Raw genomic sequence first — 26,379 nt, forward strand, 5'->3', positions numbered from 1 at the left:
AACGGCCCCCGGCCGGTGAACTCCTCACCGCCCGGGGGCCGTTCGCCGTGCACGGGCTCAACTGCCCTCGGAGACCTCCCAGACCGTCTCCTGCCCCGCCGCCGGCGGCGCCAGCAGGAGCCCCGTCGCCCGCTCCTGCACCTCGGGCGCGAGTGCTGCCGGCGCCCCGCCCTCCGCGATCCGCTCGCGGACGTGCGCGAGCAGGCCCGGCTCCGGGGCGAGCCCGTAGCGGTCCAGGTAGTAGGTGACGGTGTCGGTCCAGATCCACCGCCCGTCGCAGCGGTAGTTCATCGGCACACTGCCCCGGCGGTCCGGGTCGAGGACGTCGTCCATCAGCATGGGGGTCATCAGCACCGGGGTCGCCGCGTCCAAGTACCCAACCAGCGCGTCGCGCTCGGCGGAGTCCTCGATCACCGGGTGGTCACCGGCGAACTCCGGCCCGGTCAACGGGTCGACGATGTCGAAGACCGCCGCGACGACGAACTCCTGCGTCACTTGATCAGCTCCTGGAAGATCTGGTCGGCCAGCCCGGCGTCCGGGGGGCCCTGGCGGAACGGTACCGCACCCCGGATGTCGCCGTTCTCGGCGAAGTCCTTGGCGTCCTTCACCCCGAAGTAGTTTTCCGGGCGGGGCGCCGAGTCGCCGCCGGGCGGAAGGTACGGGCCGAGTTTGTGGACGACCGGGACGAACGTTCCGTCGGTGGGCCGTTCGAACCGGTACCAGTTGGCTCCGGTGCTGATGCCGGGCCGGCCGGTGGTCGTCATGCCCACCTTGTCCGCCACCACCAGGTACCCGTGGGCCGTCTCGTCGACCGTGCCGCTCTGGTCCACCTTCGGCACGAACCAGACGATGCCGTCGCCGGCGTAGCCCGGCGCCGTGATGGTGGGGTCCTTCTCCCACAGGGCGCTCATCACCTGCGCGGCGTAGCTTGTGGAGACCCCGTACCCGAGGCGGCAGGCCACGAACTGGACCGGTTTCGCGCCGTCCCAGTCGCCCGCATTCTTCTGGGCGAGCAGGAGGTCCGCCACGGTCCCGGGCAGCACGGCCTCGCCCCGGTAGGTCGGGTAGCCGTCCGTGGTGTGCATGGCCACGGCGAGGAAGCGGGTGTCTTTCGGGAACAGGCTGATGGCGGCCTGCGTCTGGATCCGGGCCTGGCGGGTGAGGGGCGCGCTGAGGCTGAGCACGGTCCGCCCCTGGTCGGCGGATGAGTCGGGCCCGTCAGGCAGCCGGAGCTCGTGCCCGCTGGGTGTGCCCGGTGTCATCGGCGTGCCGGGCCTACCGGGCGTGTGCGGCGTGCCCGGTGTGCCCGGCGTACCGGAGAAGTACGAGCCGCTCCCGAAGCGCGGGGTACGGAGCGTACCGGGGGCCTGAGCGTTCCAGGCCTTGGTGACCGCGTCCGACGTGACGCGGGAGTGCGAATCCGGCTCCTTGAGCGACTCAACGAGTTTGATCAGCCTGAGGCGCTCTGCAGGTTCGACCTTCGCGTTCTGGTCGGCGCCCCTCAACTGCCGCACGTAGCCGTCCAGGTGTTCCTTATCCACGACCGTCCCGGTCTTCAGGCCGAGCCCCTCGCGCACCACGTCCGTGACCCGGCGCATGGTCGTGAGTCCAGAGACCGTGAGCATGCCGGCGCCGCCGTGGATGTCGGCGGCCAACCGCGCGACGTGCCACGTCCGCAGGCCGATCTCCTTCTGCTCCTTCTCGCTCATGAACAGGAAGGCCTTGGCCGCGGAGCCCAGCTTGTCCGCGTTCGGAACACCGATCGTCACGCCTAGGGCCCACAGGTCCTTGTGGTTGTCCAGCCCGCGCTCTCCGCTGAGGTGCGCCAGGTGCGCCTCCAGCTCGGCGTCGGTCGCGCGGAGGGCCGCCGACCTCGGCGTGCCGGGCTGGGTCGGTGAGGCGAACACCTTCGACGACGAGGCCTCCAGCGCATCGATGTGCAGCTCGCCCTTACTGCCGAGCCGACGCTGGATGATCGTGTGCTTGGCGCCCGGGACGCCCAGGACCTCGTCCTCCTGGATCTGGACCGAGAAAGCCGAGATGTCCTTGCCCGCGCCATCACCCTTGAGGTTCATGGTGACCATCGTCTTCTGGAGGCCCGGGAAGGTCTTCCGGCCGTTCATGAACTTCTCCGCGATGGTGTACCTGCGGCTGGCGCTGGAGAAGTCCTTATTCACGATCTCCGAACCGCCGTAGACCGGGGAAAAGCCAGTGAACTTCTTGAACGAGATGGACGCGGTACCCCGGTAGACGCGGCCGTCGGCCCCGGGCAGCAGGTCCAGGGCCTCCTTCAGCATCCGGGTGTGCTCGCGCATCTCCGCCTTGAGGCCCGGCAGGACCTCCTTCTTGACGAGCGTCATCATCTGCTTGTAGTGCGCCGCCTCATCCGCCTTCGAGGCGAATGACCGCCGCCCGACGAGGTCGCTGATCGCCGGGTGGCTCGCGAGGACCTGGGGGAACTCGGTCCCCCTCAGCACGTGCTCGATCTGGATCAGCAGGACCCGGTCGATCGAGCCGCCGGGCCTCATCATCACGTTGATCAGCGGGAACGCCGGACCCGTGTAGGCCGCCAGGGCGTAGAAGTGGGCCGGAGTGAGCGCATCCAGCACCTCCTGCGGCGTCTTCCCGTTGGTCGCGAGCCACCTCTTGACGCGCTCGACGTCATCGGTGTCGTAGCCCGAGGGATCCTGCCGGTCGGCCAGCAGCTCGAAGATCCGCCGTCGGCCGTCCAGCGTGTTCACGTTGAACTCACCGGGTTCCCCGAAGCCCCCGCCGGGCAGCGTCGCCCTCGCCTTCGCCGCGTAGACCTGCTCGTGCGGCAGCATGCCCTCCTGGTCACCGAGGAGACGGCGCACCTCCTTGAACTCGATCCCCGGGAGGTTGCGGTACATCCCCTCGGCGGACTTCAGGGCCTTCGGGTTCAGCGGCATGGTCGCGCCGGTGGCCTCGACGCCCTTGAGAATCTCGTACACCGAGTGGTCGCTGACCGGCAGCATCCAGCCGAAGAGCGCCTTGACCATGTTGTCGGCGTGCGACTCGTCGATGTTGAGCAGCTTGAACGCCGTCATCATCTTGGCCGCGGTCGCCGAGATGCCGGCGACCACCCGCATGCCCTGGTCGCCGTTGACCGACTTGTACCACGAGGTGCCGTGGTCGAGCTGGTGGACCGCCTCCCCGGTGCGCCAGCTGAGCGGCTCGTCCGGCCCGATCTCCCCCGGCCGGAGCGGGTTGCCCTCGTACTCGACGAGCTTGATCACCCGGCTCTCGCCGGTCTCCGGGTCGGACTCGACGTACACGCCGAGCACCCCTGCCTCCGTACGGATGGGACCGAGGTCGTACTCACCGCTCGGCAGACGGTGCAAGGACTCGGTCGGGACCTCCTCGGGCCGGATCCCGACCAGCTCCCAGGCCATCGGGTCGACCTTGAGGAACTCCATCTCCCGTCGGCTCAGCTGGAGCCCGAGGCCTTCGAGCTCCCGGGCCGACGGAGTGGGTACCTCGTTCTCGGGGCGCGGCATCCGGGAGCGGATGCTGCTCACGTAGTCGACGCCGTCGGAGAACCAGGACTTCGACTGGGCCAGGACGTTCCCCGTGGCGAAGACGTCCTTCTCGAACATCGTGGCGAACTTCGGCTTGGCCAGGCCGAGGCCCTCGTGGAGCGACTTGCGCAGCGCGCCGTCCAGGAACTCCCGCTGCTGCTTGAGCGCCTCGACGTTCAGGCCGAGCTCCTTCGCGCGGTCCCACTGCTTGTGCTCGACGATCGTGTTGAGCAGGGTCTTGAGGTTCAGCGGGGAGTCCTTGAAGAAGACCCCGTTGAAGAAGGCCGTCATCACCTCGCGCAGGTTGCCGCTCGCGAGGAGCTGGTCGAACTGCACCTCGGTGAGGGCGGTCCCGACCTGCCCCGCGGAGGTCGGGTCGTCCTTGAGCAGGGCCGAGAGGTGCTCGGCGGGCGACGCTTCCGGGTAGGCCTTCCTGATCATGTCCCGCAGCGTGCCCAACGCGGTGGCCGCGGCCGTCTTCGCCTCGGGCAGGTTGAAGCAGTACTCCCCGAGTTTCTTCTCCAACGAGACCGTCGCAGCGGCGTACTCCGACGTGCTGTAGATCAGGGGCTTGGGACCGAACGCGGTCGCGCCGGGGATCTCGTGCAGGACGGACGGGTCCGACGCCTCGGCGAAGCCGTCCAGAACGCCCTGATGGTGCGGCGGCAGGTCCTCGCCCACCGGGAGGTGCGCACCCAGCTCCGTGACGTGCACCTCGCCCGGGTGATCTGCGAGCTGCGGGTGCTCAGCGAAGGCCTCCGGCACCTCGACCTTGAGCCACTTGCCGCCCGGCACCACGACGGGCAGGCCGTTGGCGTCGAAGCCGACCGCCTTGGCCACCACCAGGTGGCCCGGGCCCTCCGACTCCACGGTGAACGGGCCGGTGGGCTTCGGCACGAACCACAGCTTGCCCTCGGGGACGTACGCCTCCAGCGGGCCGTCCACCCTGCCGCGCAGCGCGCGCAGCACCTCGCTCGCGTACGACGAGGCCTTGCCGGTGCCGAACTCGCAGGCGGGGAACTGGAGCGGCTTGCCCGCCTCCCAGATCCCGCGCTTGCGGAGCTCCACCAGGACGTCCGCGAGCTCCTCCGGGCCGACCCGCTCGCCGTGCCAGGTCGGGGCGCCGTCGGCGTGCTCCGAGTGGAACGCGACTGCGAAGAAGCGCGGGTCCTTGGGGAACCGGGAGACGGCGCTGCCGGTCTCGTGCAACTGCGCGGCCGGGCTGTCCGGATCCGCCAACCACCGTACGTCGAATCCCTGGTGGGCGTTGACGAGCGCCTCGGTCATCTCGTGCACGCGGTCCTCGGGGCGGTGCTCGGGCTGCAGCTCCGAGTTGTGCTCCGGCTCCGGCTTGTGCTCCGGATCGGGCTGGTGCTCCGGATCAGGCTTGTGCTCGGGCTGCAGATGCGTCGGCGTGTCCACCGTCGGGTGCTCGGCCGGGTGCTCGACGGCCGCCGAGTGGTCCAACTCCAGGACCTCCGGCGCGCCGTGGCGCCCGAAGTCGTCGAAGCTCACCAGCCGCACCACGCCCTCGTGGTCGGCCACCAGCAGATCGACCGGCGCCATGAACATGTCCGCCGTCTGCCGGACCACCGCGATCGGATCGGCACCCAGCGCGCCGTCCTCCGCCCGCAGCACCAGCCGGAACGAACCCATGTCCAACGACGACAGCTTCGGCATCAACTTCTCCGCCAGACCGTCCGCCGTCAGCGGCGCACCACCGGACAGCTCATGGACGTCGAAGCGCGCCGGGGTCTTGCCGTCCTCCGGAGCCTGGTACTTCACCGCGTCCCACGGCACCTTCGCACCGGCCCCGCTGGACACGGGCACCCAGGCTGACTCCTCCTCGACGAAGCCCCGCATCTTCCGCAGGTCGTCCGCGCTGAGCGAGGCCGTGGTGACCGGCCGCATCCGGGCGCGGATGTTGTCCTCGGTGAGCGGGTGCCCCTCGGCGAGCGTGGCCCCCACCGCATCGGAGACGGACTTCAGGTGCTCGGTCGTCATCCCCTCACCAGGGGTCCCGTGCAGGTGGTGCGCATAGCTCGCGACCGCCGTCGAGGTGGGCACGCTGGGGAACTTCGCGTGCGCGAGGTCAGACAGCTGGCGGACCGTCCGGAGCTGCTGCACGCCGGACGGGTCGAGGGAGGGCACCCCGTCGCCGTACAGCGAACGCCCGAGCCGGACGAGGTCGAGCACCCGGTGGTGCTGGACGGCCGCGTCCCCGGGCGCGGTGCCGGCGGGCAGGCCGACGGCGTCGCCGATGGAGCTGATCAGGGCGTGATCGCTCGGCCCGGCTTCGGTGTTGAACTGGTCCCCGATCGAGCCGCCGGCGTACTTGTCGAACCTCGCCATGCCCTCGACCAGGTGGTCGGCGATCTCGTGCGTCGTGTAGCCGCCGAGGAACAGCTCGAAGGAGTTGGTCAGGACGGCCGGCCTGAACCCCTGCTCCAGCAGGAACTTCTGCATCAGCACGCTGACGTTCACCCGGCTGTTGGCGTCGGTGAAGGGCTGCATCATCTGCAGCGCCCGGGTCACCTTGGCGATCGCGACCAGCTTCGCGCGGTCGTCGGGCGCGCCCGCGATCTCGTGGTAGTAGCGGTCCAGCACCGCCTGGACGTGGCCGGGCGCCTCTTCGTGCGCGTAGTTGATCGAGATCATGCCCTCGCCGTTGGACCCGCGCTGGAACGCCACCAGCGGCGGCTTAACGTCACGCAGGGAGCCGGACTTGAGGGTGAAGTCCACGACCAGCGGGCGGCCGTTGATCACGTCTTCGTGCAGGTCGGCTGCCATGGTGGTCCGGCCGGTGCCCCGCATCGTGGTGAGCAGGCCGTCCTTGCTGCCCGACCAGACCGTCGCGACGTTCGAGCCGGAGCCCTCGACGAGGTGGCGGGTGGCGAGGTCGTGGATCTGCTCGTAGGCGTGGACGTCGACCACCGACCAGTCGCGGCCGCCGGGCTTGCCATCCAGCACCTCGTGGAACAGCTCGGTCATGCTCTGCCGGAAGCCGGGGTACTTGGTGCGGTCCAGGTGGTTCGCGGCGTCGGTCGGCGAGAGGGAGAGCGCTTCCTGGTGCACGTTGGCGTCGATGAACAGCCGCCACCAGGAGGACTCGGGCAGCACGTCCGACAGTTTCGGGCCGCCGCCCGTCCGTTCCGGGGCGGGGTGCGGCTCGGGGAGCTCGGGGGCCGGGCCTTCGACCGGCGGGACGTGTGCGGGCTCGTGGTGCTTCGACTCGTCGAGCTTCGGCTCGTGGTGCTCCGGTTCCACCGTGGTCTCGATCGTCGCGGAAAGCGGCTCGTGCACCGGGCCGCCTTCGACGAGGGTGGGCCGGCCGGTCTTCACCGTCCCCGCCTTCGGGGCGCCCTCCGGCAACGGGGAGTGCCCCGGGTCGAGCCCGATCGGCGGGGGGTCGTTCACGAGGGACCGGAAGACGTCCTCCTCCACGGAGGGGACCTTGGGACGCAGCTCGGACTCGGGCTTCGGGGTAGCCTCCGACGTCGGTTCGGGCTTGGGCGCCGACTGGGGCTTCGGCTCGGCCCCAGGCTTCGACTCCTGCTTCGGCTCCGCCGTCGCTGCCGGCCCCGCCCCGGGCGCCGCCTCCCCCTCCGGCTTCGCCGGCGGGTGCTTCGGCAGGGCCCAGCCGTCCGGGTTCTCCGCGCTGAACGCCAGGTAGTGGTCGCTCATCACCTTGGCGTCGGTGGTCTCCCGCTCGGGGATGTCAACCGTGATCGGGATGACGCCCTTCTCGACCACCTCCTTGTCGCCCTTGAAGAAGACGACCTCCACCTCCGCGAAGCCGTCGTACCGCGCCATCGGTGTGTTGAACTTCGCGTGCGAGACGACCTGGCCCGAGTTCCCGAGCGACAACCCCTCCCGGTCCCGGTGCGAGCCACCGACGACGGCCTGGAACGTCCCCTCGGCCCCGCCGAGGTCCGTCTTGACGCCGCCCTGCACCTGACCGCCCCAGAGCGACCAGTCGAGCTTGGTCTTGGTCGAGCTGGTCGAGGTCGCGTTGGACGGGCTGAGCTCGACCTTGCCGTCGGTGCGGTCGTACTCCAGCTGCAGGACCTTCAGGTTGACCTTCACGCCGCCGTCCGACACCAGCGGCCGGCGCCCGGGAGAGGGCGTGCCGAGTTCCTCGCCGCGCGTGGCCGAGCCGAAGTGGCTGGAGAGCTGGGCATGGTCGGTAGTGTTGCGGGCGAGGCTCTCCATCCGGTCCCAGGTGCGGGTGCCGAAGAATTCCCGGCCGCGCAGCCGCAGGATGTCCTGCACACCGCCGGCGTCGCCGAGCCAGCGCATGACGTCGATGTCGCGCAGGCCCTCGTCCCATACCCGGGCGGGCGGCGCCTTGACGACCTTCTCGACCGGCGGTTCGACCGGCGCGGGCTGCGGTGCCGGTGCCGTGCGGTGCTCGGGCTCCTCGAACGGGGTGGGCTTCGGGCCCTTCGAGGCGCGCCCCTCCCCAGCCTCGATCGACGTCTCGAACCCGATCTTCGCGGTGTCGATGGTGTGGACGGTCGTGCCGAGCTTGCGCAGGTCCCGCCAGGCCTGCCCGGCAGCCGACTTGACGTGCTCGAAGGCCGTTCCGGGCAGGTGGTCGCCGCCTGGCGGCACCAGCCGGTTCGGGTCGCCGAGGGGTAGCAGCGGGCGGCGTTCCATGCGGAAGTACAGGGTCGCCTCGCCGGTGTACTCGCTGCCGGGGAGCTTGGCCTTGGTGGCGACGCCGGCGGTGCTGCGCTGCGCTTGCACGTCGAGCTGGTCGCGCCCCCAGGAGTGGGTGACCGAGCCGCCCGCCGTGACGGCCGGGCCGACGGGCAGCGGGTTGCTGGTGCCCTGGAGGGAGACGGTGACGGTGTTGCCGTGCCCGGATCCGTAGCTGGTGACGCCGTCGGAACTGGCCACCGTCTTCTGCACCTGGGTGCCGGTGTTGAACTCGGTCTGCGCGGTCTCGCCGGTGTGTTCCAGCCGGGAGACGGCGGCGGTGATCCGGACCGTGCTGCGGCCGTGCTTCACCACGATCTCGTGGCCGGCCATCATCGACTTCAGCTGCGGCTGGAGCCTGGTGACGTCGAGTTCGTCGAGGATCTTCGCCTTCATCCCGGGCCAGTCCGACCCGAGCGCCTTGGCCCCGCGCCTGCCGATGCCGGCCACAGCGGAGTCGCCGACCGATCCGTGCTCCGAACCACCCGGCCCGCCGCCGCGCGGGCGCAGCGGGTAGACGTCGGTGACGACGTCCGACGAGCCGAGCCGGTGGGTCCGCTCGATGCGGGCGGGCGGGTCGAGCGGCTTCTTCAGCGGCGCGGCCTCGGTGGCGCCGTGCGGCGGCGCGTCGCGCAGCGGCACGGCGACGGTGGTGTGGACCGGGACGGTGTGGTCGGGTGCGGTGACCTCCTGGCCGAGCTTCCTCGACTCGATGTGGATGGTGAACTCGGCGGTGCCGGTGAAGAGTCCGGCCGGTTCGACGGTCTTGCCCTTGCTGACGGTGGCGCCGGTGGTGTCGACGGCCGAGCCGTGCGCGAAGTCGTTGCGGCGGGCGAGGTTGAGGCCGAGGTCGGCGTAGGGCAGCTTGAAGCGGAAGATCCCGGAGAGGGCGTCGCGGATGCGCCGGTCCTTGCTGCTACCGGTCGTGACCTGGGTCCGGGTGCCCTTCTCGAACTCGAACTTGTCGACGGTGTCGGTGTGCCGGAAGTCCCGGCCGAGGCCGACCGTGACGGTGATGGTGGTGTCCCAGCCGTGGATCGAGACGTGCTCGGTGAGCTTGCCGCCACGGGTGAGCTTGGACAGTTGCGGCTTGAGGGCGAACTCGTCGAACCGGTTCCTGACCTTCGTCATGACGTCGTCCGGCACGGAGCCGAACTCCCGCCCCAGCGCGTGTTCGATGCCGCCCAGGACGGCGCCACCGCCGTCGCCCAGGCTGTGCACGACGTCGGAGGCGCTCAGCGCGCCGCGCTCGGTGATCCGGCGCGGCGGGTCGTGCTGCTCGGCGGGCGGCTGGTGGGTGACGGGGGTGCCGGCACCGGGGCCGGTGAAGTGCGCGTGCCCGTCCTCGCCGACGGTGTAACGGCCGGTCTCCTTGGCGTCGAGGCTGACCTCGGCCCGGATCGGGACGGTGACCGTGTGGTCCTTGCCGTCGACGGTCAGCTTGACCTCGACGCCGAGCCCGGCGTCGTAGATCTCCTGCGGGCGCGCGTACTTGCCGTTCGCGTAGGCCTTCTGCGCGCTGCCGTCGCGCCAGCCGTCGCGGTCGCGGACCTGGCGGGAGTAGCCCCCCGAGGCGTCCATCGTGTTCTTGCCGGTCAGCGCGGCGGTGCCGCCGCCCGAGCCCTGGACGGACTTGGTGTCGGAGAGCAGCTTGCGGCCGGACTTGAAGGCGCTGGTCTCGTCGACCGGGTTGAGCTCGGCCTTGGCGTTGGGCCGCTTGTAGTCCAGTTCGGTGACGTGGGCGGTGGCGGACACCTTGACGCCGTACTTGAACAGGGCGGCGGCGGTCTGCTCGGGCAGTTCCATCCGCGTGCCGCGGGTCATCGAGGTCAGGTGGGAGGCGACCATCGGGTGGCTGAACAGCTGGTGTACGTCGTGCTTCACGTCCTTCCAGGCGGCACCGAGGACCTCCTGGCCGAGCCGCTCGACCTCGTGGTGGAGCGGGGCCACGGTGGGCAGGTCGCGGACGGTGGTGGTGTCGCCGAAACCGCCGCCGGTGCCGTCGGGGCGCCGCCAGACGCTGTCGGGCGGGCTGGGCACGGCGGTGCCGGCGGAGAACGTCTTCGGCCGGTGGGGCTGCGGCTCCTCGGTGGCGACGAAGAGGGTCGGGTCGCCGGCGCCGGTGTCCTTGACGCCGTGGGCCTCGGCCTGCTCGACCAGGGTCCGGAAGTCGACGGTGGTCCTCGCGGTGTCGCCGGACTTCCCGAGCGGGGAGTCCTTCTCGAACTTCAGGGTGAGCTCGACGCGGCCGTCGTAGACGACGCCGGGGCCCTTGGTCTTGGTGGTGAGCAGGACCTCCTGGCTGCTGCCGGAGATCCGCACCTTGTCCTTGATGAGCTGGAGGCCACCGCCACCGGAGCCGATCGACGTCCCGACCCCGGCCCCGGAGACCACGCCGGGCAGCGGCAGCTGGAGGCCGTTGCTGCGGCTCTCCTGCTCGGTGCGGACGCGCTGGACGCCGGTGCCGACGTTGAACTCGGTCTGCGGGGTGTTCCCGTGCTGCCACATGGCCTTGACGGAGGCGGTGATCTCCACGGATCCGGTCACGAAGCCGGTCTTGTCGGTCACCTCGATCCGGGTGGGCTCGCCGGACATCATGCTCTTGAGGTCCTGCTGGAGCCGGGTCGTGTCGAGCTCCGCGGTCATCTTCTCGCGCAGCGCGGGCCACAGGTCGCCGAGCGCCTCCTCGGCGGTGTGCTCGACGCCGTCAAGGATCTCCTGCATCGGGTGGTCGGCGTCCGGGCGGCCGTGGCGGTGGGTGGAGACGTCGAGCACGATGTCGGAGCCGCCGAGCCGGTGGCCGTCAACGATGCGCTGCGGCGGGGCGAACAGCTTGTCCTTGGCCGGCGGGACGGGATTGCCGTGCACGTCGAGGGTGTCGCGGACGGGGATGCCGATGGTGGCGCCGATGTCGAGCCGCTGCACCCGCTCTCCGGGCGTGGTCGCCACCGGTTCGCCGTTGTGGGTCAGTTCGGAGAAGTCGAGGGCGAGGTGCAGCTTCCCGGAGAACAGCGCGCCAGGCTCGACGGTCTTGCCGCGTGAGATGGAGCGGCCGACCTCGACGGAGGTGCTGCCGGTCAGCGAGTCGTGCTGGTAGCCGAGGGTCTCCGTGAAGTCCGTCTTGCCAACCTTGGCCTTGGCCTGGAGGGCGGCGTTGAGCCGGTTGAGGGCGTCCTCCTGGAGGCCGACGGAGGCGTAGCGGTCCGAGCCGTTCTCGAACTCGACGTTCGGGGCGGTGTCCTGGTGGACCAGCTCGTCGACGTCGACACGGACGGAGATCTTGCCGGACCAGCCGTTGGCTTCGAACCGGACCTCCCACACGTCGCCGCGAGAGAGGGCGGTCAGCTGGGGGCGCAGCGCGGCCGGGGCGAAGAAGTCCTTCGCGACCGTGCGAGCGGCGGGCAGGTCGTTCTTGAAGGTGGACTCGAAGAGCTTGACGATCTGCTCGTGGACGGCGGTGTCGCCGTGGTGCAGGCCGACGACGAGGTCCGAGGCGGAGAGCCGGCGGTGGTTGGCGACCCGGGCCGGGGGCAGGCGCAGCTCATCCGGGCCGAGCGGCTTCTTCGGCGTGAACGCGGGGTCGTCGTAGGGGTGGTCGTGGCTGCCGCCGGACTCCGTCGAGAAGACGGACATGGAGAGCACCGAGGCCGGCGGGGAGGCGGGCGGCTCGGGGTGGCGGAGGGGGTCGTGCTCCGCCTCGGTGATGATGATACTGGGGACCTCCGGCCGGTGCGGGCCGGCCTCGGGGGGCGTGGGGGCCTGGGTCTCCTTCCCGGCGGGGGTTTCCTTCGCTGCGCGGTCGGGCTTGGGCTGTGCCTCGGTCTTCGGGTGGTGCTCCGCCTCGGACTTGCCTTCGGGCTCGTGCTCGTGCTTCGGCCCGGTCGCGGAGGCCGACGGCACGGTGAGTTTGGACGGCCCGTCCGCGTCCGGCTTCGGCGCGGGCTTGGCCTCGGGCGCCGGCTTCGACGACTCCCCCGTCGACCCCGGCCGGTCGGCGCCGCTGACGGTGGGCACGCTGTGCGGGACGGGCGGGAGCACCGGGCCGTCGTGCTCGGCCGGGCGCTTCGACGCGGGACCGCTCACCGCCGGTGTGGGTGCGGGCGGACGGCTGCCGTCGTAGTGGTTGGTGCCGTTGTAGTAGACGGTCACCTGATGGCCGTCGGTCGGCCCGAAGCGCGCGTACTCGGTCGAGCCGCCGTGCCCGTCCGGGCCGAGAATGCACAGCCGCAGGCCGAGGGCGTCGGCCGCCAGCGGCGGGAAGGTGTCGCCGAACCCCTTCCACCACGAGCTCTCCCAGTTCTCCACCGCGTGGTGCAGGCCGGCGAACTCCTGCGGCGAGAGCGGGAGGTCGGAGCGGGTGCGGTGCCAGACCTGGAGGTCGGCGAGGCCGGCGGCGGAGAGGTCGTGCAGCCCGATCGCCTCGGGCTTGTCGGCCAGGTACTCGAACTGCTTCTGCGGGCTGACGGCGCCCTCTGCGAGGTTCCAGCCGATCTCGTCCTGGACCGCCGCGCGCTGCTCGCCGTGCGCCACGCGCTCGTCGATGTACTGCTCGCGCAGGGCATGCGGGTCGGCGGCGGGCTCCTTGCCCAGCCCGCGCAGGTAGGACTCGGCCTTCGCCTGGTCCTCCGGGCCCTTGAACTTCCACTGGACGCTGCGCTCGGCCTGCGCCCTCGCGGCGGCGGTGTCACCGCCGGGCCCGGCCAGTTCCCGGGTGAGCGCCGTGACGTAGCGGTCACGCAGGAGGGAGGTGGGCACGACCTCGTGGGTGTCGACGCCGGCGACGCCCAAGTCCAGTAGGTCGTTGAGGAGTTGGTCGCGGCTGCGGCCGAGGAGGGTGTCGGAGAGGCTGCGGGTGGCGGCTTTGCGGTAGTTGTGGATGACCTCGGCCGGCAGGTTCGCGGGGCCCTGCTTCGTCAGGTGGTCGGAGACTGCCCGCTTCATCGCGTCGGGCGTCATCCGGATCCCGGGGCTGCTGACGGCGACCGAGTTGAGCAGGCAGAGGCCGTCGCCGGCGACCGGGACGCGCTCGCCGGGCGGCGCGAACGCCGGCTCCGGGCGGGCGGATTGGGCGGGCGGCGGCTCGGCATGCGAAGACTCGGCGACCGGGTGCGCAGGACCGTCCGTGCCGGTGAAGGCGTCCGCCGGAGTCGGACGGGCCGACCGCTCGGCGGGGTGGTCGGCCGCCGCGTTGAACGGTCCGTCGCCGCGCAGCGGCCAGTTGTCGGCGTCGTGCGCGATCGCCCAGACGCGGGTGACGCCCTTCGGCAGCGGCCGGTCGCCCGGGGAGTGCAAGCCCTGCTGGGCGTCGACCCAGACCAGGCCGTCGCCGGGGACGTTGACCAGGTTCCAGGCGTGGCCCCGGCCGTCCTCGGTCCACGCGAGGACGATCGCCGCCGAACCGGGCCCGCCCGCGGCGACCCGCAGGGCCACCTCGTCGAGCCCGGCGTCGCCGAGGCCCACGTACTCCGCGGAGTGCCCGGTCCAGTGCTGGGCGTCGCCAGCCGCACCGGGGTGGGGCTCCGACAGTCCGGGCGCGACCTGCGGGTCGCCGCGGAAGGTGGAGTGGAAGGCCATCGCAGCCGCCACGCAGTTGACGTCCTTGAGCAGGCTGCCGCCGCCGTGGGGGTTGATCAGCTCGACGAACTCCTGCGGGTGGGCGAACTTCTTCGGGCCGTCCGGTCCGGCCACCGCCTGCTCCAGGGCGTGCCGCGCCGCCGGACCGGGAGCGGTGTGGCCACCGTCGGAGAACTCGTGCAGGAACGAGTCCAGCGGGCGCGGGACCGGGGTCTCCTCCGGCCTGGGGCGCTTGGCCGGCGGCTCCGGCAGCGGCGGCAGATCGGCGCCCCCGTGGTCGCCCCTGCCGTTGTCCCCGCCGTCGCCCTCGTACTCGTCCCGACCGCGACGGCGCGACGGCGGCTGCGGCACGTCGGTGGTGCTGTGCTCCGGGCCGCCGCCGGTCGTGCGGGGCGGCCTCGGACGCTCGGGTGTCGCCTCGGGCGTACTGGTGGCGGTGGCGTGCTTCGTCTCCTCGGCACCGCCGACCGTCCTGCCCGGGCGCGCCGGGTCGTCGACGAGGGTCGTGCCGCTCCAACTGCTGTCCGTACGAGCGGGCTTGGGCCGCTCGGAGAAGTCCTTGGCCGTACCGCCCTCGGTCCGGACGGGGGCCGGACGGTCGACCTTCCCGCCGCCGGTGCCGGGCAGGTCCTGCTTGCTCTTGGACGTGGTGGAGCCGCCGCCCGACGTGGTCGGCACGAGCTTCGGCGCCGGGTCGGCGAACAGCGTCTCCAGGTCCGCCTGCCCGAAGGCCTTGGCGAACAGTGCCGCGTACTCGACGTCCGGTGCCCCGCCCAACCCCCGGGAGTAGGCGAGGACATGACCCGCGTTCACGACCTCCTTGCTCGGCCCGAGCCGGGGCACCGGGAAGGGCGCGGCGTGCCCGGCGAGATTGCTCGCCAGCGAGAGGAGGGTCAGCGGGTGGTAGGCAGGGAAGTAGGCGCCCTTGCCCTCCTCCAGCGCCTTGACCTGGATGTGCTCGATGTAGGCCGCCCACTTGTGCCCGACCCCGGTCAGGTGCAGGACGTGGTGTACGCCCTTGCCGAGCAGGCCCATCGCCACGCCCGCCCCGAAGGTGTTCGCGCTGGTCGTGAACTGGTGCTTGTCGTCGAAGATCAGGTTGTAGAGGCCCTCGGAGAGGTTGCCCTGCGCCCCCTCCACCAACTGCTCTCCGAGCATGGCGCCCAGCCTGTAGAGCCTGTTCCCCTCGCCCATGTGGGCGGCCAGGTTGGGCAAGTGATCGGCCAGCGCGGAGATCCCGTGCTCCCCGAGGTCCGACCCGCCGTGGTCCAGGATGCTCCGCAGCACGACGCTCAGCGAATCGTTCGCGGCGCCGTGCTTGGTCCACCCGGCGACGAACGCCTCGGCGTACTCCTTGCCCAGGTTATTGGCTGCGTCCTTGCCCAGCACGCCGCCGAGGTGCTTCTCGAAACTGCCCGCGAAGTTCTCGCTGAACTTCTCGGCGATCGAGCCGGCGCCCCCCTTGCCGAACCCCTCCTTGAGGAAGGGTTCGAGGTGCTTCATCTCCTTGCCGATCGACTTCGCGAAGGCCTTCGCCTCCGCGTCGCTCAGCACCTTGCCGGCCGTCCCGGACGCACCCTCGCCGACGCCCTTGCCGACGTTCTTGCCGACGCCCTTGCCGAGCCCCTCGCCCGCGCTCTCGCCGACGCCCTTACCGATCCCCTTACCGACGCCCTTGCCCGCACCCTCGCCCAGCCCCTCGCCGATGCCCTTGCCGATCGACTTGGCGCCGGCCTTCTCCAGATCGGCGAGCGCCGTGCTGCCCGCGTGCTTGGTCGCCGTGTCCAGGAGGTGCTTGAGCGCCTCCTTGTCGCCGTTCTTGAGGACGGATTCGAGCTCCTTGGCCAGGACCGATCCCCCGCTCTTGCCGACCAGGCTGCCGATCAGCTTGCCGAGGCCCATCCCGAACACGCTGACCGGGCCGGAGATGAGACCGCCGATGACGCCGTTCAGGACGCTCTGCTTGAACGCCTCCATGTCGTAGGTGTGCCGGTCGCCGTGGGACATCTGGATGCCCTGGATGATCGAGTCCATCAGGATGCCCTTCACGAGGCCCGTGAAGGTGTGCATCAGGATCGTCTTGATCAGGTACTTGAGCAGCAGCCACAGCGCTTCGCGTGTGAAGAAGTACTTGATCGACAGCCCGGCGAAGTCCGCGCCGAAGGTGAAGGGCGCCCAGAACGTCGCCAGTGCGATCTCGAACAGCAGGTCGACCAGCTGGGCGATCGCCATCCACTTGGTGTACTCGACCGAGTTGGCGACGTCGCCCGCGCAGTCCGCGAGCGCCTTGGCGGTGTCGGCCGCCGTCGAGACGTAGTCGTCGCCGCCGCCGACGCCGATGAACTGGTTCATCGCCACGCTGAACTGCTGGGCGGCCTCCCCCTCGAACTCCTGCCGGGCCTTGATCGCCACCGTCGCGATCAGCCGGCGCAGATCGGGCAGGTCCTTCGCCAACTGCTCATACGCGTCACGGATCTCCCGCAGGCCGCCCTCGTTCGCCTGCGGCCAGGGCGAGCCCGCGACCACGCCGAAGAAACTGGCGAGCCTCGGGCCGGGATCGATCGACGAGTACGACAAGGGTGGTTCTCCTACAGGCTCTTGATGATGTCGTTCGCGGTGTCCTCCGCGTAGTCGAGTTCCGCGACCAGGTTGATGCCGCTGTCGCCGGCCTTCGCGACGATCTCGCTGATCTTGTGGATCAGCTCGTCAAGGTCCTTAGTGGCCTTGTCCACCTGCTCGTGGTACTGCTTGCCGATCTCGTCCTCGCCGCCGACCTTCTTGTTGGCGTCGTTGATGTGCTTGACCTCGTCCGCGATCTTGTCGATCAGGGTCTTCAGCTCACCGAACTCCGCGAACCGCCGCTTCAGGTCCTGGGTCTTGGCGAAGACGTTGTCACTGGAGCTACTCACGGAACTCCTCCTGCCGCCCGGCCCGGCGGAGCTCCGCCTCCGCGTCCGCGCCGTACCCGGGCCGCATCGCCCGCAGCGGTTCCAGCAGCTGGTCCAGATCGCTGCCGCCGGTCATCGACATCCGCAGCATGTCGCCGACGCCGTCGAAGCCCTTGATCGCCTGGATCACCTGGTCGCCCATCTTCGCGCGGGCCTCGTTGAGCAGGTCCGTGAGCAGGCCGCCGAGCTGGGCGGGGGCCATCTCCTGGTAACCGGTGTTGTGGAAGGTCAGCGCGAGGACCTGGCCCTGCGGGCCGACCTTGGCGGTCACCATGCGGTCCTTGGAGGTGACCGTCGCGGAGGACTTGGCGAGGTCGGCCTGGACGGCCTCGGCCTTCGCCGTCTGGACCCGGAGGGCCTCCATGGCCTCTTCGAGCTCCGCGCTCATCGAGCCGAACAGGCCGTCGGGGCCGAAGGGGTCGGCGGTGGCGGGCATGGTGAGTCCTTTCACGTTCGCATGTGTAGACGGCCAGTCGGCGGTGTGCGGTCAGCGGCCGATGACGCCGCTGACGGCGGTGCTCTCGGTGCCCCACACCTCTTCGTCCTCCGCCAGCCACGTCGTGCGCTGGCGGTCCTTGTCCTTCTGGTTGGGCGCTCCGGCACCGGCGCCCGCGCCGGGCGGCATCATCGGCGGCATGCCGCCGGTGGTGGACATGCCCTTGCCGGTCAGGGCCGCCCGTTCGGCCTCAGCCGCCGCCTTGGCGGCAGCCGCCTTCTCGGCCTCGGCGGCCGCCTCCGCCACCGTCCGGGCCTGGAGGGTGTTCGGGTCGCCGCCGCCGGCCAGCGCCTTCGCGCTCATGCCGCTGCGACCCCCGGCCAGCAGGCCGGTGCCGCGGAAGTCTCCGCCGACGCCGTCCACGCCGCCGCCCGAGTCGCCGAGCGACAGGCCCAGGGGGTGATAGGTGCCGGGGCTGAAGTCGCTACCGGGGAGCAGCCCGTCGCCACCGCCCGCGCCGAAGCCGGAGTCGAAGGCGTGCCGCTGGTCGGCCAGCAGTTGGGAGACCTCGGAGACCGGCCTGCCGTCCGGGCCGAGCAGGGTGCCGTCGGAGTCGATCCGGGAGCCGGGGGCGACGACGACCTGGTTGCCGTTGCCGTCCAGGACGGGCTTGCCGTCGGGGCCGAACACCCGTCCCTGGGCGTCGATGGTCGAGCCCGGCGGGACCTTCATGTGATCGCCCGGGCCGGTGCCGACGCTCGCCCCGTCGGGTGCGGTGATCGGCTTGCCGTCGGGGCCGAGGACGGGCCGTCCGTCGGGGCCGATCACCTGGTGGGTGGTCGGGTCGATGTGGCTGCCCGGCGGCACGGTGATCGGGTTGCCGTTGGCGTCGTAGAGCTGCTTGCCGTTCTGGTCGAGCAGCGGGACGCCCGAGCCGCCGCCGTCCAGGCCGGGCAGGCCGCTCCCGCCTCCGTCGAGCCCGGGCAGGCCGTGGCCGCCGGGGCCGAGGCTGGTGGGCCCGGTGTCCAAGCCGGACGGACCGCCGCCGAGGTCCTTGAGGTTCTTGTCGAGGCCGCCAGCGAGGTTGTTGAAGTTGTCGCCCATCCCCTTGAAGTTGTCGTTCATCCCCTTGCTCAGGTCGTTCAGCGAGTTGTTCATGTTGTTGTTCATGTCGCTGAGGTTCTTGCTGAGGTCGGAGAGCGGGTCGTTGCCCCCCAGGGGGTCATCCTTCGGCGGCGAGTACGGCGTCTTCACCGACACCGGCCGCACCGGGTCGTTGAGCGACTTGATCGTGGAGACGTACGACGTGTCGAGAGCCGTCAGCGCGTCCTTGGCGCCCTTGTCGAGGATGTCGGCGACGTTCTTGAGCCAGACCTCCTTGGCCCGCTTCTCGGCCTGCTTCCAGAAGTCGTCGCCGGCCGGGTCGCCCCAGGCCGTCGTGACCTGGAACTGCGGGGCTCCGTGCGTCGTCCCGCCGCGGTAGGCCGACACCTTCCCCGCGGTGACGGTCACCTTCGCGGTCGACATGCCCTCCATCAGCGCGTCGAAGAGCGGGTTGACCGGCCAGGCGTTGCGGCTGTTGCGGTAGGCCTCCTGGGCGTTCCACATGGTCACGACGGACTTGTTGAGGGCCTCCCGGCTCGCCTTGAGGTCCGCGGGGGCGTGGCGGTCGTGCAGCGTCTTGGCGAGGTCCTCCACCTCGCCGCCGAACATCGTCAGCAGCGTCTTGAACGTGCCTGCGGCCGTGCCCTGCCAGTCGGTGCCCGGCGCCGCGATGTCACCTGCCCACTGTCGGATCGTCGGAGCCCAGGTCCGCAGCAGTTGCTCGGCGCCGTTCAGCATGTCGGCGGCGGCGTCGAAGCTCCAGACGCTCACCGTGTCGTTCTGGCTCGGCATGTGCGCGAGCGGCATGAGCACGTTGTAGCCCGCCCGGATCCACTTGCCGAGATCGGTCGTCTCGCCCTGGAACTGCGGCCAGTTGAGGTTGCAGCCGATCACGTAGCTGTACGGGCGGCCGGCGTCGACGGCGTTGAACGACCACCAGCAGTCGTAGCCCTCGTTGCCGCCGGTCTGCTTGAAGTACGGCAGGGTCTCGCACTTGTGGTTGGCGATCCACTGGACCTTGTCGTCACCGGTGACGCTGTTCCGCTGCGGGAGGGAGGTCTGGTCGGTGCTCGCGAACACCGTCAGCGCGTCTTCCCAGTTGTTGGTGGCCATCGGTGTCATAGCTCCAGGAGACGTCGGGTCGCGGGGCGGGCCGGGGAGGGGGCGGCCCGCCCCGCGGGCAGGGGTGACGGCGTGTGCCGCCGAGGGGTGGTCGGTGCGGGAGGAGCAGGGCGGCTAGGCCTTGAGCCCGCCGCCGCCGAGGACGTCCGTGACCAGGTACATCATCTGGGCGGCCGTCAGGGCCTCGTCCGATCCGTTGTTCAGGGTCCGCTGGGCGTTCTGCAGGTCGTCGATCATCTTCTGGACCTGCTCCTCCAGCGTCTTGAACTGGTTCTCCAGGGACAGGCAGTACTTGGAGAAGGTGTCCTGGATCTTCTTGACGCTCGGCAGCACCGCGCCGCCGCCGGAGTAGAGGTGCGAGTAGTCGCCGGGCGCGTTACCGCCGCCGATCCCGAGGACGAACTGCTGGAGCGCGACCCGGGTCGGGTGCGTGCGAAGGTCCTCCAGCATCTTGGTCAGCTTGGTGGTGGCGAAGTCGGTCAGGTAGGAGTCGGTGACCTTGAAGCTGTTGGCGTCGTCCTTCTCCTTCTGCTCCTGCTTCGCCCGGTAGTCCTTCTCCTTCTGCTTCCGCTTCTCCTCCTCCTTCTTCTTCCACTCGTCGTCGGCCGTGGTGTCGTCGCTCACCCTGACTCACCCGGTCCTAGCGGTGGAAGTTGGAGCCGGCGGTGCGGTCGGAGTCCCGGATGAGGCCGTGGACCTCGTCCAGGGCCGCGGCCGCCTTGAGGACGTCCTCGGTCATGGCGGCGTCCGCGCTCGCCAGCACCTCGGCGAACGCGTTGCCCGCGGTGGCGTAGTCACCGTGCAGCTCGTGGCCGAGGCCGTTGGTGAGGAAGGTGCGGGTCTGCTCCATCATCTCGTGCATCTGCTGGCTCTGCTGGCGCAGCATCGCGGCGGCCTCGTCGATCTGCTGGTGGTGGAGTTCGATCCTGCCGTCGGACATCGCTGGTCTCTTTCGATCGGGGGTGGGTCCGGCCGTGGCCCGGCCGGTGGGGGTGCCGGCGGTCTCGCCCGCCGGCCGGTGTCAGCTCAGGCCCTTGACGATGTCGTCGCCGACCCCGAGGCCGGAGACGATCTGCACCGAGTCCTGGCCGGCGCCCTGGATGAGGCCCGAACCGCTGGTGAGCAGCTCGTGGAACTTGGTGTACTGCTGGCGCACCTGGTCGTACTTGGACTGCCAGTCCTGCATCTTCTCCACGAAGACGGTGCTGGCGGCGGCCTGGAAGTGCGCGGTGATCTCCTCGACGATGGCGCTGATCTGACGCTGCGTCTGCTGCATGTGCTGGTCCTGCGACTCCACGGTGGCCACCACCTGCTGGACGACTGCCGGGTCATTGAGCATGCTGTTGCCGGCCATGCGATTCCCTTCTCGGGTGGGGCGCCGGTCGGTTGCCGGCGTCTCGGGGTGGGGCGAGCGTGTGCGGCCCGGCATGGTGAACGGGCGCGCACGGCCTTCGGGTTCAGCCCCCGCAGGGGTTGGCGGGGGCGGCCGCACCGACCACGCCGCCGCCCGCCAGCGCGGCCGGGTCCAGGCTGGGCCCGGTGGGCAGCAGGCCGAGCAGCCGGGTCGGGACGGCCGCCGGGGCGGCCTTGGCGTAGCCGAGCTGTTTGGCGGCGGCGGGCGAGGGCAACGGGTACTTCACCCCGACGTCGGTGACCAGGTAGAGGGTCGATCCGGCACCGGAGGCGGTGACGGCCAGGGCCAGCGCGCCTCCGCCCGGGCGCACCGCGATCCGGTCGGCGCCGCCGCAGGCCGGGGCGACGCCCGGCTGGGCGGCCGGGGGCTGGCCGAGGACGGCGTCCGCCAGGGTGAGGGTGACCGCGGCCGGGCCGGCCGCCGCGTGCAGTTCGGCACACGGCGCCTGGCCCTCGCCGACGGTCGCCAACTGCGGTGCCCGGACCGGCAGTTCGGCTCCGGCCCAGGCGGAGACGGTGGCTGCGGGCGCCTGGTGGGCCGCGAGGTCGGCCGGGCCGACCGGGCCCGGGGTGACCGCCGCGCCACCGTACGCCTCCCGCTGCGTCCGCGGGTCCCCCTGGACGAGCTGGAACAGCGTGTCCCCGAGCGGCACCAGGCCGTCCTCGGCGAGCAGGTAGTGCTCCCCGCCGGGGCCGGCGAACAGCTGGCCGACCTTGGTGGCCAGGCCCGCGAGCGCTGGGCCGGGGGTGCCCCGGCCGGGCAGTTCGGGGGCCTTGACGTCCGGCCCGACCGGGACGGCGTCCAGGAAGCCGGCCGTCACGGGGTACGGGGTGGCGGTGGCGTAGCCGAGCGCCCGCAACCCCCCGTCGGCCGCGTCGATCCGCAACCGGTGGCCGCGCCACAGCAGTTGGGGGGCGCCGTCGGGGCCGGCCGCCAGCACCGCGTGGTCGTCGCCGAGCGGCCGGTCGCCGTGGCGCAGGCCGATCGACAGCGTCAACTGCGAAGTGTCCCGGCCGCCTTGGGCCGCCGGGACGGCGCAGGCCGACCAGTCCGCCGGGCCGAGGTCCTTGTCGGCCGGGAGTCCGTCGGGGGCGCCGACGATCCCGACGACCGGCCCGCGCGGGGTGCTGTCCAGCGAGGCGGCGCTGACCTGCGCGAACCGGAACTGCTCGCCCGCGAGCAGCCGGGCGCTGGCTTGGTTGAGCACCGGGCGCAGCTGACCGCCGGCGTACAGGTAGCGGGCGCCGCTCTCCTTGACCACCACGAGGGTGCCGGGCTTCTGCCAGCCGGTCGCGCCACCGGGACTGACGAGCCCGTAGATCCCCACGCCGACGCCGATCAGCAGCCCGATGGCGAGCCCGACCACGGCGCCGCGGGTGGTCCGGGCGACGGGCGTGTCGGGTGCGTCCGGCTCTCCGCGCAGCATTCCGGAGGAGACCCGGCTCATCACGAACAGGTGAGCCTGCACCTGGTCGCGTCTGGACTGCATGGGACGTCTCCCGGGGTCGGTGGTTCGGTCGGGGCCTGGGCGTGTCGGACAGGGCCGGTCAGCCGGCGACGGCCCGGAGCATGTGGTAGAAGCCGAGCGCCTGGAGGGCGAGCGGCAGCAGCGCGAAGGCCGCGAGGGAGTGCAGCAGGTCGGCGGCGCGGCCCCAGTAGGGCAGCAGGCGGCGGCCGGGGACGGTCCAGGCGACGACCAGCAGCACCGCGGCGACGACCAGCAGGCCGGCCAGCAGGGCCAGTCGGCCCTGCGGGCTGCCCTGCAGGCCCAGCCGCCCGGCCAGCAGCACCAGCCCGTACAGACCGGGCAGCACGACCCCGAGGCGCTGCCGGAGGCTGCCGATCTCGCGGGCGTGCAGCAGGAGCAGCACCGACAGGTCGGCGGCGGTCGCGGCCGGGCCCCAGCCATCGGCGCCGGCCAGCAGGGTCAGGCAGACGGCGCAGGCGAGACCGATGCTGATGAGGAAGCCGGTGAGGTAGCCGTCGGCGACGTTGCTGCGGGCGAGGACGTCCTCGGCCGGGAACGGCTCGATGTCCTCCTGCAGTTCCTCCGCGTTGCGGGGCAGCGCGGGCAACCGGAGCCCGGCGAGCTTGAAGGCGAGCCCGGGGACGAACGCGCCGAACAGCACGGCGGCGCAGGCCAGTACGGCGGCGGAGTGCTCCGGCGGCACGTCCCGGACGGCCATCGCGCCGGCGCCGAGGCCGACCACCGCGACCAGCAGGACGGAGAGGAAGAACGGCGCCGAGGCGCCGACGACGGCGAGTGCCAGCACGGCGGCGCCGGCCCCGGCGGAGCCCCCGGCGAGCAGCCGGTCCGCGCCGTCCAGACCGGGCACCAGGGTGGCCGCGGTGACGGCGTACCCGATCCCGGCGGCGCCCAGGGCGGTGCCCGCCCCGGTGTCGCCGACCGTCCGGGCGGCGCCGCCCGCGCCGAACAGCAGCAGTACGGCGGCGGTCGCGGCGGCGACGCAGCGGATCCGGTCGGGGCCTGGCAGGAGCAGCAGTGCCACGCCGCCGGCCAGGGCGATCAGTGCGGCGGCCACCCCGAGGTGGTGGGTGAGTTCGGGGCGCCAGGAGTCGCGGCGCTCCAGCATGCCGCTGCGCACGCCGTCGACCAGGTCGTCGAAGTGGACCGGCGGCAGCTCGGCGGTGCGCGGGCGCAGGAAGAGCTCCTCGCCGTCGTACAGCCCGAGCGCGTCCAGGGTGCGCTCCTCGTCGAGGGGTTCGCCGCCGAGCCGCTGCAGCACCCAGCCGGAGTGCTCGGCGCCGGCCTCCTCGGCCTCGGCGCCGGCGTGTCCGAGCACGGCCGGCATGAGGTCCGCCAGGACCACGTCGGACGGCACGGCCAGCTCGAAGGCCGTCTCGGGCGCGCGGAACCTCAGTCTGCACAGGCCGGCCACGGCTGCACCACTCATGCTCTCCCACTCTCCGGTCTGCGGGCTTTCGACCGGCATTACGTGCGTCCCTGCGGCAGCGGTTCACCGGGTCGGTGAACCGTGGCGGGGGCGCGGTCCGTGCGATGGGTCGACAGGTCCACGCGTGTGTGAGGAGAGCCCCGTTGAGCCAGGTCGTCGTCGACCGTCCGCCCCGGCGCTCCGGGCCGGAGATGCCGGACGGGGACATCCAGCTGCAGGAGCCGCCCGGTCTGCCCGAGCCGCAGAGCGGGCTGGCCACGATGCTCACCATGGCGCCGATGGCGCTGAGCTCGCTGTCGGTGGTGTTCATCTTCCTCAACCCCAACACCGCAAACGGGCCGCTGACCTACGTCGCGATCGGCATGATGGGTCTGTCCGCCGTCGGCATGCTGGTCACCCAGCTGATCCGGGGCGAGAGCGACCGCAAGCGGCAGCTGCGCGGCGAACGCCGGGACTACCTGCGCTACCTGTCCCAGATCCGCCGCCAGGTCCGCCGCCACACCGTCAAGCAGCAACAGGCCCTGGCCTGGCGCCACCCCGAGCCCGCCGCGCTGGCCACCATGGTCCGCACCTCGCGGCTGTGGGAACGCCGGGCGGGCCACCCCGACTTCGGCGACGTGCGGATCGCGGTGGGCGCCCAGCGCCTGGCGGTACGGCTGGCGCCGCTGGCCACCAAGCCGGTCGAGGACCTGGAGCCGCTGTGCGCCCACGCGCTGCGGCGGTTCATCCACGCCTACGGCACTCTCAAGGAGCAGCCGATCGCGGTGCACGTCCGCGGCTACGCCCACGTCCTGCTGCGGGGCGAGGAGGACGGCGCCGCCGCCGACGCCCCGGACACCGGCGAGGCACAGCGCTCCCTGGCCCGGGCGGTGGTGGCGCAGCTGGCGTTCTTCCACGCCCCGGACGAACTGCGGATCGCTCTGGTCACCGCCCCGGAACGGCGGGCCGACTGGGACTGGCTGAAGTGGCTGCCGCACGCCCTGCACCCGGACGAGACCGACGGCGCCGGCCCGGTCCGGCTGGTCGCCGCCTCCATGGTGGAGCTGGAGCAGTTGCTCGGCACCGAGTTCGCCGGCCGCGGACCGTGGGAGCCGGACGTCCAGCCCGGCCGTGAGGAGCCGTACACCCTGATCGTGGTCGACGGGGTGCCGCTGCCCTCCGGCGGCCGGGCGGCACTGGCCGGCTACCGCAACGCGACGGTGCTGGACGTGGACGGCGCCCTGGAGTGGAAGCACGCCAAGCACCGGCTGCGGCTGCGGATCACCACGGCCGGCGGGCTGGAGCTGGTCGGCTCGGACCGCAACCGCAAGGACAGCGTCACCGCGCTCGGCCGCCCCGATGCCCTCCGCCCGGCCGCAGCCCGGCGCTACGCCGCGCTGATGGCTCCCTACCGGCTCGGCAACGCCGCGGACGGCACCGAACCGCTCGCCACCGACTTCGACCTGACCTCACTGCTGGGCGTCAAGGACCTGCACCGGCACGACGTCCGCCGGGCCTGGTCCGAGCGGCCCGCCGAGCAGCGGCTGCGCGTCCCGCTCGGCCTGGGCTCGGACGGCACCCCGGTGGACCTGGACATCAAAGAGTCCGCCCAGGGCGGCATGGGCCCGCACGGCCTGCTGATCGGCGCGACCGGCTCCGGTAAGTCGGAGCTGCTGCGGACCCTGGTGCTGGCCCTCGCCCTGACCCACTCCTCCGAGACGCTCAACTTCGTGCTCGTCGACTTCAAGGGCGGCGCGACCTTCCTCGGCCTGGACCGCCTCCCCCACACCTCGGCCGTGATCACCAACCTGGCCGACGAGGCGGCGCTGGTGGACCGGATGCGCGACGCCCTGCACGGCGAGATGATGCGCCGCCAGGAGCTGCTGCGCTCGGCGGGCAACTACACCTCGCTGCTGGACTACGAGGCCGCCCGCGCGTCCGGCGTCCAGCTGGACCCGCTGCCGACGCTGTTCGTGGTGGTCGACGAGTTCTCCGAACTGCTCGCCGCCCACCGCGACTTCATGGAACTGTTCATCATGATCGGCCGACTCGGCCGCTCGCTGGGCGTCCACCTGTTGCTCGCCTCCCAGCGCCTGGACGAGGGCCGGATGCACGCCCTGGAGTCCCACCTGTCGTACCGGATCGGTCTGCGCACCTTCTCGGCGATGGAGAGCCGCGGCGTCCTCGGCGTGCCCGACGCGTACCACCTGCCCTCCCAGCCCGGCAACGGCATCCTGCGCAGCGACATCTCCACTCTGACCCGCTTCAAGGCCGCGTACGTCTCCGGCCCGTACCGCCAGCAGCGGCCGAGCCCGGCCCGGCAGGCCGCGGTGGCCGGCCAGATCGTGGCGTACGGCACCGAGTACGTCGCGCCCCGGCAGCAGCCGGTGGCGGCCGAGCCCGAGCCGGCCGAGGACGAGACCACCCACTCCCTGCTGGAGCTCGCCGCCGAGCGCCTCACCGACGCCGGCCCGCCGGCCTACCGGGTCTGGCTGCCGCCACTGGACGTGCCGCCCACCCTGGACGAGCTGCTGCCCCCGCTGGCCCCGCACCCCGAGCACGGCCTGACCACCGAGGGGTGGCCGCAGCGCGGCGGGCTGTCGGTGCCGATCGGCGTCGTCGACCGGCCGTTCCAGCAGATGCGCGA

Annotated in this window: 11 protein-coding genes; 1 reads left to right on the forward strand and 10 read right to left on the reverse strand. The window is 71.6% G+C overall.

What is annotated here, in order from left to right; all coding sequences use genetic code 11:
* Positions 1 to 57 precede the first annotated feature (57 nt).
* The 10 genes from ACWC9T_RS27820 to eccD all read right to left on the reverse strand — a co-directional run bounded on the left by ACWC9T_RS27820 (position 58) and on the right by eccD (position 23,753).
* Positions 58 to 495, reverse strand: a complete 438-nt coding sequence (locus tag ACWC9T_RS27820) for a hypothetical protein (protein ID WP_449823798.1) — start codon at positions 493 to 495, stop codon at positions 58 to 60.
* The gene (locus ACWC9T_RS27825) at positions 492 to 16,391 is read right to left on the reverse strand and encodes a toxin glutamine deamidase domain-containing protein (RefSeq protein WP_449823799.1); all 15,900 of its coding nucleotides are present in this window, start codon (positions 16,389 to 16,391) and stop codon (positions 492 to 494) included. The genes ACWC9T_RS27820 and ACWC9T_RS27825 overlap by 4 nt, the downstream gene beginning before the upstream one ends.
* An 11-nt stretch (positions 16,392 to 16,402) precedes the next feature.
* The gene (locus ACWC9T_RS27830; RefSeq protein WP_449823800.1) at positions 16,403 to 16,723 is read right to left on the reverse strand and encodes a hypothetical protein; all 321 of its coding nucleotides are present in this window, start codon (positions 16,721 to 16,723) and stop codon (positions 16,403 to 16,405) included.
* Complete coding sequence (locus ACWC9T_RS27835) at positions 16,716 to 17,198, reverse strand: YbaB/EbfC family nucleoid-associated protein (protein ID WP_449823801.1); 483 nt, start codon at positions 17,196 to 17,198, stop codon at positions 16,716 to 16,718. Before ACWC9T_RS27835 ends, ACWC9T_RS27830 begins: the two co-directional genes overlap by 8 nt.
* Before the next feature lie 51 nt (positions 17,199 to 17,249).
* Positions 17,250 to 19,415 (reverse strand): hypothetical protein, encoded by a 2,166-nt coding sequence (locus tag ACWC9T_RS27840; protein WP_449823802.1) that lies wholly within the window; start codon positions 19,413 to 19,415, stop codon positions 17,250 to 17,252.
* Positions 19,416 to 19,538: 123 nt separating this feature from the next.
* Entirely contained in the window at positions 19,539 to 20,048 is a 510-nt protein-coding gene (locus ACWC9T_RS27845) for a hypothetical protein (RefSeq protein ID WP_449823803.1), read from the reverse strand.
* A 16-nt stretch (positions 20,049 to 20,064) separates the two neighbouring features.
* The gene (locus ACWC9T_RS27850) at positions 20,065 to 20,364 is read right to left on the reverse strand and encodes a hypothetical protein (protein ID WP_449823804.1); all 300 of its coding nucleotides are present in this window, start codon (positions 20,362 to 20,364) and stop codon (positions 20,065 to 20,067) included.
* An 81-nt stretch (positions 20,365 to 20,445) separates the two neighbouring features.
* Positions 20,446 to 20,778: a WXG100 family type VII secretion target gene (locus tag ACWC9T_RS27855; RefSeq protein ID WP_449823805.1), complete on the reverse strand. Its 333-nt coding sequence runs from the start codon at positions 20,776 to 20,778 to the stop codon at positions 20,446 to 20,448.
* A 103-nt stretch (positions 20,779 to 20,881) separates the two neighbouring features.
* On the reverse strand, positions 20,882 to 22,327 hold the full coding sequence (gene eccB, locus ACWC9T_RS27860) for a type VII secretion protein EccB (RefSeq protein ID WP_449823806.1): 1,446 nt from the start codon (positions 22,325 to 22,327) through the stop codon (positions 20,882 to 20,884).
* 58 nt (positions 22,328 to 22,385) lie between these two features.
* The gene (gene eccD, locus ACWC9T_RS27865; RefSeq protein ID WP_449823807.1) at positions 22,386 to 23,753 is read right to left on the reverse strand and encodes a type VII secretion integral membrane protein EccD; all 1,368 of its coding nucleotides are present in this window, start codon (positions 23,751 to 23,753) and stop codon (positions 22,386 to 22,388) included.
* A gap of 143 nt (positions 23,754 to 23,896) precedes the next feature.
* Here eccD and eccCa point away from each other — a divergent pair.
* A partial coding sequence (gene eccCa / locus ACWC9T_RS27870) for a type VII secretion protein EccCa (RefSeq protein WP_449823808.1) occupies positions 23,897 to 26,379 on the forward strand: 2,483 nt, incomplete at its 3' end.

The organism is Kitasatospora sp. NPDC001159, assembly GCF_053598235.1.

Excerpts from the sequence above, each read along its gene's own strand:
- ACWC9T_RS27835 (WP_449823801.1), bottom strand. The coding sequence starts at position 17,198 with ATGCCCGCCACCGCCGACCCCTTCGGCCCCGACGGCCTGTTCGGCTCG.
- ACWC9T_RS27840 (WP_449823802.1), bottom strand. The coding sequence starts at position 19,415 with ATGGCCACCAACAACTGGGAAGACGCGCTGACGGTGTTCGCGAGCACC.
- ACWC9T_RS27850 (WP_449823804.1), bottom strand. The coding sequence starts at position 20,364 with ATGTCCGACGGCAGGATCGAACTCCACCACCAGCAGATCGACGAGGCC.
- ACWC9T_RS27855 (WP_449823805.1), bottom strand. The coding sequence starts at position 20,778 with ATGGCCGGCAACAGCATGCTCAATGACCCGGCAGTCGTCCAGCAGGTG.
- eccB (WP_449823806.1), bottom strand. The coding sequence starts at position 22,327 with ATGCAGTCCAGACGCGACCAGGTGCAGGCTCACCTGTTCGTGATGAGC.
- eccD (WP_449823807.1), bottom strand. The coding sequence starts at position 23,753 with ATGAGTGGTGCAGCCGTGGCCGGCCTGTGCAGACTGAGGTTCCGCGCG.